The organism is Streptomyces regalis (genome assembly GCF_001509475.1).
GTDB classification, from domain to species: domain Bacteria; phylum Actinomycetota; class Actinomycetes; order Streptomycetales; family Streptomycetaceae; genus Streptomyces; species Streptomyces regalis.
In genome coordinates this window covers 69,278-80,895 of the sequence record NZ_LLZG01000388.1, presented here as the reverse complement: position 1 = coordinate 80,895, position 11,618 = coordinate 69,278, and the positions used below count along the sequence as shown (strand labels likewise).

General features: G+C 70.6%; 7 protein-coding genes. All 7 read right to left on the bottom strand.

Features of this window, described 5'->3' with window-relative positions:
* Nucleotides 1-109: 109 nt before the first annotated feature.
* The 7 genes from ADL12_RS39995 to ADL12_RS57330 all read right to left on the bottom strand — a co-directional run bounded on the left by ADL12_RS39995 (nt 110) and on the right by ADL12_RS57330 (nt 11,617).
* Complete coding sequence (locus tag ADL12_RS39995) at nt 110-844, bottom strand: hypothetical protein (RefSeq protein ID WP_062712616.1); 735 nt, start codon at nt 842-844, stop codon at nt 110-112.
* A gap of 825 nt (nt 845-1,669) precedes the next feature.
* Nucleotides 1,670-3,235, bottom strand: a complete 1,566-nt coding sequence (locus tag ADL12_RS39985; protein ID WP_062712611.1) for a hypothetical protein — start codon at nt 3,233-3,235, stop codon at nt 1,670-1,672.
* 162 nt (nt 3,236-3,397) lie between these two features.
* Entirely contained in the window at nt 3,398-4,801 is a 1,404-nt protein-coding gene (locus ADL12_RS39980) for a DUF6177 family protein (protein WP_062712610.1), read from the bottom strand.
* Entirely contained in the window at nt 4,798-8,784 is a 3,987-nt protein-coding gene (gene eccCb / locus ADL12_RS39975) for a type VII secretion protein EccCb (protein ID WP_062712608.1), read from the bottom strand. The genes ADL12_RS39980 and eccCb overlap by 4 nt, the downstream gene beginning before the upstream one ends.
* Nucleotides 8,781-9,917: a CpaE/TadZ family protein gene (locus tag ADL12_RS39970; RefSeq protein WP_062712606.1), complete on the bottom strand. Its 1,137-nt coding sequence runs from the start codon at nt 9,915-9,917 to the stop codon at nt 8,781-8,783. Before ADL12_RS39970 ends, eccCb begins: the two co-directional genes overlap by 4 nt.
* Before the next feature lie 10 nt (nt 9,918-9,927).
* The gene (gene eccD / locus ADL12_RS39965) at nt 9,928-11,310 is read right to left on the bottom strand and encodes a type VII secretion integral membrane protein EccD (protein ID WP_062712604.1); all 1,383 of its coding nucleotides are present in this window, start codon (nt 11,308-11,310) and stop codon (nt 9,928-9,930) included.
* 13 nt (nt 11,311-11,323) lie between these two features.
* Nucleotides 11,324-11,617: a hypothetical protein gene (locus ADL12_RS57330; RefSeq protein WP_062712603.1), complete on the bottom strand. Its 294-nt coding sequence runs from the start codon at nt 11,615-11,617 to the stop codon at nt 11,324-11,326.
* Nucleotide 11,618: the final 1 nt, after the last annotated feature.

Here is an 11,618-nt window from a genome sequence, read left to right as displayed (position 1 = left end):
CGGCGATCGGTGGTTCGCCAAGCAGCACGCCGGACCGAAGCTGCACCGGCGGGAAGTCCTGGTTTGTGCACGCTCAGTCAGTGACCGTGTAGCTGTACGGTCCGCGGCCTTACGCAGTCGACCACATGGTGGCCTTGAACTCGATCTGCCGGGGAGGGTCGCCAGGGTCAGTGCCCACGTGCCGGGTGATCTCGGCACGGACGATGTTGCCCTTATCGGTCACGATGCACAGCACCGTCCCGACCGGTAGCTGTGGGGGACCGTCGGCCCCCCACAGCTGAGCCTCGCTGAAGCCCCCCACCTGGGCGTGGCGGGCGCACTCCTCGCCGGTAGCAGGAGCGTCCTCCTTCTTCAGTTCGGCGGCGTTGCGGCCGTCACGTAGCTTTACGTACCCCCAGATGTCGTTCTGGTAGGACAGGTCCGGCTCCATGGGGGTACCGGTCTCCTCGGCATCGACCTTCAGCGCCTCCCATTCGGCGTCGCTGTAGCGGCGCGTCGAGGGCGCGTCGAAGTCGACCACTGTCCAGTCGTCGGAATCCAGCCCCAGACTGATGGATTGGTCGTAGACGAGTTGGTATGACGCCGGCGCCGTCGATGACGGGCTCTGACTGGGCGTCGCCTCCGGCTGCGGGGACGGGTTCTTACCCTCCGGTGGACTCGCTTCGCTCGACACCGACGCGGACGGGGTCGACTGCGCGTCGTCCTTGTTGTCGCCCCAGATGACCGGGATGAACGCGGCGACGACTTGGAACACGCCCGCGACCACGGAAGCCGCCACCGTGAAGACACCGGCCACGATGGCGCCCTTGGCGAACTGGCTTTTCCCCTGGAACCAGGTCTGCACCCGGCGCCACACCGGCGGCCGAGGCCCCGGCGGCTGCGGAGGCGTGGGTGTCGGTGAAGGCACAGGGCCGGACGGCGGCGGTACGGCAGGAGGCGTTGCAGGCGGCGGTGACGTCATCGATCCCCCGAGATCCATCAAGCGAGGAAAGCTGTGTAGCACACCGCCCATTGCTGCTCAACTGCGGTTTTCAGCCACTGTCTTGACCTCGCGGCACGAAGCCCTCCGTAGATATTCAACGCAACAGCAGTCACCCGGCCAACGCCACTCCGAGTTCACCACACCCCCTGACCCCGGCCCGAGCGTTCCCGGCGGGCAGCAACAGCAAAGCCGTCGCCTGGGACCGCGACGCCCGTGGGGCCAGCCCGCGACTGACGGTGTACCCCGCCGGAAGTGCTGCCCCGGACCAAGGACCACACGTCATTGCAAAACGCCACGCTCGCCTCGTCTTCGACTGGGGAGTGCCTGGCCCCTCGCCCGTCGTGCCCGCATCCCACCGAGGCTCCAGCGATCGGGAGACCTCATGACCCCCGCGCCCCGAGGACCGTAAGGAGCACCCTGCCAGCCTGACAGCCGGTTATCGTCGCCGACCTCTGCATTGAGCCGTTTGCCGGGCCGCACGCCAAACCGCCTTGGGCGGCCGAGAACCCAGCCCCGGCGGCGTGCCAGCCCAGGACAGACAGCGCGGGCCACAGCCGCTTCCCGCCCGCGGCCATGAAGTCACATAGGAGTTGCGTCAATTCGCCTATGTCCGGCCGTTGTTGCCCGAGACTCTGCTGCGCGCGGGTCGCACCGCTGGAGCTCATCCTCGAACAGTCCTCTTCCCCGCTAGTTCTTCTGCAGGGTGCGGGTGACACCCGCGATGACGGCGGTCGTCAGCACCCAGCCGAAGGCGATCAGCAGGTAAGCCAGCCACTGAAGGCCGTCGTTCGACCAGTACCAGGCGGTGCGCTGCCCCAGACCCCCGATGGGAATCAAGAGGTCGAGTGTGTAGACGAGGGGCTGGAACGGCGCGCCTTCGCCTCGTTTGACCGGGTTGGGGGAGTCGGTACCGAAGGACAGCGCGCCCAGCAGGATCAGCGCGAGGAGCCAGACGCCGGCCAGCCAGGGGCGGTAGCCGTAGCCGACGGTCACGTCCAGGAGATGGCCCCATGCGCGGGCTGCCGGGGACAAGGCGCGGCGCCGGTGGCGTTGCTTGGCGAGGAGGACGCGGCGGGCGTCGTCGTCGTGCCCAGCCTTGCGGTACCAGGCCGCCAACTGCTCGTACGGTTGTGGGTTGTAGCCCGGGCTGCTGCGTATCCATGCCAGGCGTCGGGCCACAGACTCCCGGTCGCCCACGGCCTCGTGGCGCTCGTCGTTCGCGTCCGTCGTCTTGATGGAGCCGTAGACGAACCCGTCCAGCTCCACTCTCTCCGGCCAGCTGTGCTCGTTCTCGTGGAGGTACGACACCTGGGCGCCCCGCAGATCGAGCGGGCCGGACGGGCGTCGGGCGAGGCTGAGGTCGAGGTCGACGGCTCGCAGGTGCATGGCGATCACGGCCGGGGCGTTTCCGTCATCGGTGGGCGGGCCGTTCAGGACGGCTCCGTCGAAGGTCACGCTGTCCGCGACCTGGGTGCCGCGCAGTCGAACGGTGCCGTTCGCGGTGAACCCTTCGGAGAACTTGAGCGACGAGGCCGTGGCGTTGTCGAGGGTGAGGGCCACGCCGCGTGGGCCCGGCCCTTCCAGTCGGGCACCCTGCATGACCAGAGTTCCCGGCAACTGCGCCCCCATCAGACGGACTTCCCCGTGTGCGACGAACCCGTTTTTGCAGAAGACGCCTCCTTCCATGGCCAGGCCGCCGGCCGACAGGGCCCACCCGTCAGGTGCGATCAGCTTGGCCCCGTTGAGGAGCAGGCCGCCGTTGACCCGGGCGTCGGTAAGTGACAGGGCGGTGCTCACGCGGTTGAAGGGTGTGGGGGCGCCGCCCTCCACCACGGAATGCCGCAGGGAGAAGTTGCCCTCGATGCGGGCCGAATCGGCCTCGATGCCGGGTATCCGGCTGTCCGTGAACACGAGGGTCTGCGTCGACGCGCCGAGGAGGTTCACCGCCTCTTCGAACCAGCATGCCTCCAGCCAGAGGGCATGGGCGATCTGCGCGCCGGCCAGGTCCAGGCGTCCGGAGATCCGTGCCCCGGTGAGCCTCAGACGCGCCACCGCACCCGGTTGTCCGGTGTTCGCGCCCAGCAGCAACGCGGCGACCACCGCCGCCCGCACCGTTCGCTCAGGTCCCCACCGTCCGCCGTCGGCGACCTGATCCTCCTCCGGCGTAGCCGTACGCAGGTCCACCCGCCGCCCCTCGGGGAACGCGTCCCACAGCTCACGCTCAGGGGGAGTCAACTCGTCGTAGGAAAGCACTTATGCAGAGTAGTGATCTTCCTTCGTGCTCGCCTGGCCCCACCGCATCCGGATCGGAGGGAGACAAATTCTGTTAGGAGTTCTCAATCTGCCCTGGGCGGCAGCGGCCGACGCGATCGCGGCGCTGGACGGTCGCCGTTCAGAGCTCGGCTGGTCGTGTGGTCATGCGTGTTGCTTCAGATGCCGCGTGAGCTGTTGGAAAGTGGACCAGGCGTGGGGGTCGGTTCCGTTCCCCATGTAGTAGTGGAGGGCGGGTTCGGCTGGGTGGCCGAACAGCGTGGGAGCGGGGCCGAGAGGTGGATGTTGAGCGTGGGTCAGACCAATGCGCTTTGCCTCGTCGTGGCCGAGTGTGAACGTGACGGGAACAGGTGGGCGTTCGAGGCGTGGGGGGATGGTGAGGTCACGGCGGGCGGTGCGGAGTGAGGTGAGCAGAGTGACGAGCCCGTGCCCGGTGTCGAGTTCGGCCGCGAGGGCCTCGACGGCGTCCAGGGGCGGTGTCTCGTCCCCGCTGTAGCCGAGGGCGAGGGTGATGTCCTCCTCGACGCCCGCTCGTGTGCGCAGCACACGGATGGTGGCGAGGGCGGGTCGGTCAGGGTGGCCGACGGCGATCAGCAAGGTGGGCCTGGGGGCTCGTGCCCGGGCCAGGTCGGTCAACTCCCGTGTGGACCAGGGAAGGTTGATCGGTTCGGCGGTGCTCCATCCTGCGGGCGGGGCGCCGGTCAGGTGTCGGAAGGTGGTTTCCAGGGCGCGGCCGAGGACGAGGTCTGCGTCGGCACGGTGGCGGGTCCTCAGGGTGAGGATCAGCTGGCGGCCGCCGCTGTCGGTGGTGGCCGTGAAGGCGTCGGCGACCCGGGGGTTGCGCTTGTCGTCGTGAATGGGGGTGAAGGTGCCGTCTTTCCAGTGGAGTACGGCGCCGGACAGGCCGTCGTAGTAGCCGTGTTCGGGGTCTTGGATGACCCAGCGGTTGGGCAGGCCGTGCAGGGCGGTGCGGGTGGGCAGGGTGAGCCGGGTCGTGGGTGGGGTGACGATCTGCAGGGCGCGGTCGGCAGCGGTCGTGGTGCGCAGGGCGTGGGAGAGCCAGCTGGTCATGGCGACCAGGGGGCGGTCCTGGATGACCACGGCCGTGGAGTCGCTGAGGACGTCGACGGCGGGGGTGGACGTGGCGGGGACCGGGATGGCCGAGACATCGGTGATGAGGGGGACGACCTCGGTGGTGGCGGCTTCCGGTGGCCAGACGGTGCCGCCGAGGACGGTGGCCAGGCGTCCCGCGAAGGATCCGGCGAGGCGTCCGGCCTCGGGGACGGCGGTGGAGGCACGGGCCTCGGTCCACCACACCGGACCGTCCTCGACCGCGTGGTTCAGCAGGCGGGTGGTCTCGCCGGGGACCTGGATGAGGATGGGGGCTTCCACGGAGACGAGAGGACGGCCGTCAGGGGCGCAGAGCTGGACGACGGCGCCGTCCGCGGTGGTGTTCACCCCGAGGTCGGAGCCGCCGGCGTAGAGGCCGGCGAGCAGGGTGGGCAGGTCCGGCATCTTGGGGGTGAGGGCGATGACGTCCTTGGTCACTCTTCGTCGGCCTCTTCAGCGGTCAGGGCGGTCTGGATCAGCTGGTGGGGGCGGCCCCGGCGGACGAGAGTGCCGCGGCCGGGCGGCTGCTGGGTGGCGTAGAGGCCGGGGAAGAGCTGTCCTTCGGTGCGTTCACCGGTCATGAGGAGGGTGGTAGTGCCGGTTTCGCGCAGGGCGGTCAGCAGCGGTTCGTACAGGGCGCGGGAGGCGCCGGCGGTGCGGCGGGCGAGGACGAAGTGCAGACCGATGTCCTGGGCGGAGGAGATGTAGGGCAGGAAGGCGTTCAGTGGCTGCTGTCCGGCGGTGGTGAGGATGTCGTAGTCGTCGATGAGGATGACGATCCGGGGTCCGGTGACGGCGGGTTCGGCGGTGATCGGTGTGTCGGGGTCGGCCGTGTCCGGGAGTCGTTTGGCCAGTTCGGTGGCGATGCCGGTGGACAGGGCGGCGGCGAGTTTGGCGTTGTGGGCGTAGCCGCCGCGGTAGGGCTCGGGGATCGTGCCGCGCAGGCCGCGGCGAGGGTCGTAGATTCCGAAGACGAGTTCCTTGTCCCCGTACCGCTCGACCAGCTGGGCGGCGATCAGCTTGAGCAGGTTGGTCTTGCCGCATTCGTTGTCGCCGAGGATCAGCAGGTGCTGGTCGGTGCCGAAGAGGTCGAGCAGGACCGGTGCGAGGGCGTCCTGATCGACGCCGAGGGAGATCCTCGCCGGTTCGGCCGTCAGGTTGGGCAGCTTGGCGGCGGGCAGCTTGGTCGGCAGGACCCGTACGGTCGGGGCGAGTTCGCCGTGCCAAGAAGCGCGGATGGTGCGGGCCGCGCGCTCCAGGGCCGGTCCCAGGTCATCCGTGGCCGGGCGGTTGTCGACGCGGGGCAGGGCCACCTGCGCGAACAGCTTGCCGTCCGTCAGCGCCCGGCCGGGGTTGTCGGGAGTGAGGGTCTCGGAGAGCTTGCGGTCGATGCCAGAGTCGGCCGGGTCGTTCAGGCGCAGCTCGATGCGGGTGCCGAACATGGACTGGGTGGCGATGCGCACGTCGTTCCAGCGCAGCATGCCGGCGACGACGTGGATGCCGTAGCCGCCGCCGCGTTTGAGGAGGTCGGCCACCGTGTCGTCGAGGTCGGTGAACTCCTCGCGTAGGGCGCCGAAGCCGTCGATGAGCATCACGACGTCGGTGGCGCCCAGCCCGGGCAGCCGCCGTTGGGCGCGCAGGTGGCGGAGCTGATCGACGGAGTCGATGCCGTGCTCGCGGAAGAGTTCCTCGCGCTGGGTGAGCATGGTGCGCACCTCGGCGACGGTGCGGGCGGCGCGTTCGTGATCGGCGCGGCCGGCGATGCCGCCGACATGCGGTAGATCGGCGAGGGCCGACAGGCCGCCACCGACCAGGTCGAGGCCGTAGACGGCGACGTCGTACGGGGTGTGGGTGAGGGCCAGGGAGAGGACGAGGGTGCGCAGGAGGGTGGTCTTGCCGGACTGCGGGCCGCCGATGACCGCCACGTGGCCGCCGGCCACGGTCAGGTCCAGCAGCCACGGCCGCTGCCACTGGCGGGCCGGGTCGTCCAGGACACCGAGCGGGATCCGCAGCGGGCCCTCGCCGTGGGCGAGGCGCAGACCGTCCGTGCCCGCCTGGAGGGGCCCCGCAGCAGCGTCCAGGGCGGTGGCGGCAGGTAGCGGAGGCAGCCAGATCCGCCGTACCGGCGGTGCGGCAGCGGCGAGTTGGCCGACCATGACGGACAGCACGCTCGGCCCGGTCTCCCGTTTGGTGGCGACGAGCTCTTCCACCTCCTCGGCTTCCTGCGGGGTGTTGTACGTCGGATACGGCCGGGCGAGCGGCTCGTCGTCACGCTCCTCGCGCAGCGCGGGACCGTGGTAGGCCCCCGACACGTAGCCGGCCTTGAACCGCTCGTACGTGGAGGTGTCGACCTTCAAGTAGCCGAAGCCGGGCAGGGGCGGCAGGTTGAAGGCGTCAGTGGTGTCCAGGACGGTGCGGGACTCGTCGGCGGAGAAGGTGCGCAGACCGAGCCGGTAGGACAGGTAGGTGTCCAGGCCCTTGAGCTTGCCGCCTTCGATGCGCTGGCTGGACAGCAGCAGGTGGACACCGATGGAGCGGCCGATGCGGCCGATGGACAGGAACAGGTCGATGAAGTCCGGTTTGGCAGTGATGAGTTCGCCGAACTCGTCGATGACGACGAACAGATGCGGGAGAGGCTCCAGGTCGGGGCGCTCTGTGGCGCGCAGCGTCGCGTAGTGGCCGATGTCGGCGACGTTCCCGGCGTCCTTCAATACCTGCTGGCGGCGTTTGACCTCGCCGGCCAGGCTGGAGTGGACACGTTCGACGAGACCGGCCTGGTTCTCCAGGTTGGTGATCACGCCGGCTACGTGCGGGAGGTCGGCGAACGGGGCGAAGGTGGCGCCGCCCTTGTAGTCGACTAGGACCAGCGCCAGGTCCTCCGGGGAGTGCGTGGTCGTGAGCGCGAGGACGAGGGTGCGCAGCAGCTCGCTCTTGCCGGAGCCGGTGGCGCCCACGCACAGTCCGTGCGGGCCCATGCCCAACTGGGAGGACTCCTTGAGGTCCAGCAGTACCGGTTCGTGGCGGTCGGCCAGGCCGATGGGGACGCGCAGGAAGTCCCGCTCGCCGCGCGGGGCCCACAGGTCGTGCAGGTCGAGGCGGGCCGGGTCGTCGATGCCGAGCAGGGCGGGGAAGTCGACCGGCCCGGACACCGGGGTGCCTTCGGCCGCCGACTCGGCGGACAGCCGCAGCGGGGCCAGCATGCGGGCGATGCCCTCGGCGCCGGGGACGGTCACCGCATCAGACATGCCGCGGGCGGCAGGGACCTGGGGCGTGCGCAGGTCCTCCACAGTGATCTGGTGGCCGTTGACGGTGATGCGCACGCTGACCTGGTCGGGTTCGTGTATCTGTCGCTCGAGCAGGTGCAGCACGGTGACGCTCATCTCCGGCAGGCCGATCGCCGAGTCCGGGCGGGCGAATTCGGCCGCGGTGTCGCCGTAGGTGTCGCTGATCACGAGCATGCGGGACGTCAGACGCAGGGCATCCGTGCCCCGGCCGGACAGTCCACGGCGCACCTCGGCCGCGTACGAGGCGCGCTGTCGCAGGTCGGGCGCGCACAGCCGGGATAGCGCGGCCAGGTCGGGCGCGATCCGGCGGGCGGCGACCGGACCGTCGTACGTCTGCGTATCGAGGACGTGGGGCAGCCACTTGGCCCACGCCCACTCCGCCTCGTCGGCCGTGGCGAAAGCGAGGGCGAGGTCGTCTGGTGCGTGCGTGACCGCTGTCTGGACCAGGAGCGCACGGGCGACGCGGAGGACGCCGTCGCGGTCGCCGACGATGCTGACGTTCCCGGCCCGGTCCAGCGGCACGGTGAGCGGGAAGTCGGTGGTCGTGACGAAGCGGTTCTGCAGGGCGTGGGCCTCGTTCAGCATGAACGGGTCCGGTGGGGTGAGCACCCCGCCTGTGCTGTTCTGGCCGATGGCCAGTTCCTGTGCCGGTACGTCACCGGTGCCCGCCCGCACCCGCAGGAAGTCGGCATCCTGCCGACGCCGCTCCCACAACCGGGCCGGATCGCGCGCGAGGTCGTACAGGGCCTCCGGCGGCGGGTTGAGCAGCTTTGATCGCTGCCTGCGCTCCCGCTCGGCCCTGCCCAACTCCTCCCGCTGCTCCTCCAGATACTCCAGATACCGCTCACGCTGGGTACGCCGGGTGCGCTGCGCCTTCCCCCGCTGCGACAGGAACAGTGCCACCGCCCCGAGCAGGGCAACGACCAGGACGATCGCGCCGATCGCCGCGAACTGGCTGTTGCGGATGACCGTCATCAGCACGACCGAGCTGAGGACACCGGCCATGGGCAGCAGTGCAGTGGCCGCGTTGCCGATCTTGCCCTCGGGCAGGTTCGGAGGCGCCTCGATCGTGCGCGGCTCGGCAGCGGCGAGCGGGCGGGTGGAGCGCGCGGGCCGGTGGACGATCTGCTGGGTCACCGGACGCGCACCGCCCGCTGCATCGCCTCGGCCGCCAGGCGGACGGCCGCGTCGCGGGTGGCTTGGCCCAGCATGGCGGTGTGGATGGGGCCTCCTTGGGCGAGATGACGGTCGTAGGGCAGGGCGATCACCGGGACGCCGGACTCGCGCAGGTGCGCCGCGGCCGACTTCACATCCAGCGTGGTGTCGGGGGAGGCCGCGCTGAGGGCGACGACGGTGGTGTCCAGAGCGGAGTGCGGCAACTGCCCGAGCCAGTCGAGGACCTGCCGGGTGCCGTGCACGCCCTCGGCGGTCATCGGCGCGACGACCACCCTGGCATGGGCGGTGTCCATCGCGGCGCGCGCCACCTCACCGGGCAGGCTCTCGCAGTCCACCACGGTCACCGCGAAATAGCGGCGCAGCGCCAGCGTCACCGTCATGTAGGTGCGCACGTCCAGCGGGGCACCGACCCGGCCCTGGCCCGCGGGCAGCAGCCAGCCGCCGTCGGCCACCGGCACCAGGTAGCCGGTGACATCGGTCAGCCGCATGGCAGGGGTGAGAATCCGGGCCAGGTCCGCACAGCACCAGCGCACCGTGTCCGCGCCCAGCCGCACCGGGAGCGTGCCGAGCGCCGCGTCGGCCTCCAGGGCGAGCACCGGGTCGTGCCGGTAGTGGTTGAAGGTACGGCCCAGCAGCGCGGACACCGTGGACTTGCCGACACCGCCGCGGATCGAGGTCACCGCGATCACCCGGCCGGTCGTCACCGGCTGCTGCAACTCCTGGGCGAACCGCGTCTGCTCGGTGACCTCGGGCCCGGCCGAGGCGGTGAGCTGTCGCAGGGAGCGCCCGGCTCGGCGGGCGACCGAGTCACCGTGCTGGGGGCGGCCCAGGGCAATGGCGAGACGAGGGTCGACGGTGGGCAGGGACTCGGGGGTCGGGGCAGTGGCCTGCGGGTCGTGCCCCTGGCGCGGGACGGGATGGGCAGCGGGGGACGGCTCGGAACCCGCTGCCGATTCCTTTTCCGTCCGCGCGGGGGAGCCGGGGACCGCGCCGGGCTCGGAGGGAGAGGACGGGATCGGCGTGTTGCCGGAGCCATCGCCCGCCAGCTCCCGCAGAAGGTCGTGCTGCCAGTCTCCTGCCCCGGTCATGCCCATCTCCGTGTCCTCACGCGAAGGTGCCGAGCAGCCGCCCGTACACCCCGAACACGCCGATGACCAGCGGAAGCATGGCGATCACAGCGACCGATTCCAAGGCGTCGCCGATACGCCGCAGCCGCACCCGCACATGCTCGGCGGGCTCCACTCCCAATACCGCGAGGGGGACGACCGCGAGCAGGGCCAGTACGGCGACCGGCCCGGCTGCACCGGTCTGCTCCAGCCACCTGACGGCGAGCCGCACCGCGACGATGCTCGCGGCCACCAGCAGCACCACCACCTCGGCGGTGAGCGGAAACGCACGCGCCCGCAAGGCGAGCGCCACCATGACCATGACGCCGAGCAGCACCGTCCACACCGACACCGAGCGCAGCACCATGACTCCGGCCGCAGCCGCGGAGGCAGCCAGCACGCCGGTCGCGATCACCAGCCCGCGATGAGTAGCCGCCAGCGCCGTGGCCACCTGATACCGGCTCACCGACGCCCCGCCCGTACGCCGGTCATCCAGCCCGGTCAGACCCGATGCCGTCAGCGCCAGCCGCGGCAGCACACCCAGGACGACGATCGAGGCAACGGCGAGCAGCGCACCGGCCCGGGCCTGCCCGGCCGCCGCCCCTGCACCGTCTTGAAGCCCTATGGCCACTTCCCACAGCACCAGGCACCCGCCGACCGTAGCGGCCCCGATCAGCGCCCCGCGTCCCAACGGCGTGAACCATCCGGCGAGCAACAGCGCGACCGCCAGGGGAACGGCGAGACCCGCGAGCCGCAGGGCGCCGGACCAGTCGTAGGCGTCAGCGCAGGTCCAGGCACCGACGACAGCCACCGCACCGGCGGTAACGATCAACGTGGTGGCAAGCCCGTGCCGACGAGCGCGCCCGCACAGCACCCCAGCAAGCGCAACCACACCCGCGACGGCGAGCAGCCCGGCACCGACCGCCGACAGGGCGAACTCTGCGCGGGCCAGCACGCCGGCGGCCACCGCCCAGAACACGGTCGCAGCCCCGGCAACAACCCTGCGCACCGCAGGCTGCCACCGCCACGCCCGTACATCGAGATCGTCGGCGACTTCGTCGCTCACGTCGTGTACGACAGGAGCCGAAGGCGCGTCCTGGACGCGTATCAGCCGCAATACAGCGCCGTCCGGCACACCGGTCGATGCCAACGAAGCGTCGTGCGCCAGTGCAGAGCCGTCCGCAGTCACCAGATGCCGCGACTCGGGCCGCGCGCCCACGCGGTCGTCCAGCAACCGCATGATCTCCGGCAGGAGAACCCCGACCGGCTCCAGCGAGGGCAGTACGAGGTCGACCCGGCGTCCCTCGCCGACCAGGGTGACGCGGCTGAGCGCCGTCCGCTTGCCGGTCGCTGAACGGCTCAGAGTCCCCGTGGCTATCACGCGTTCGAACCTATCACCGGGTCGGAGGGGCCCCGGAGGGCGAGGGCGACGGCGATCCGGACGGCTGGGACGACGGCACCGAAGCCCCGTACGGACTCTTCCCGATGACCCGGTGCGACACGAACGACCACCCCACGCACCCCGCGCACACCACCGCCGCGATCACCACTCCGGCGAACACTTTCCCCAACCTCTCGTCGAGCGTGCGTCGCTGACGCTGGGGACCGAAGAGGAGAGCGTCGCGGAGGCGACGGCGGCGGACGGAGACCGACTCGAGGAGCTGGTTGTCGTAGTCCTGGGCTGCCATA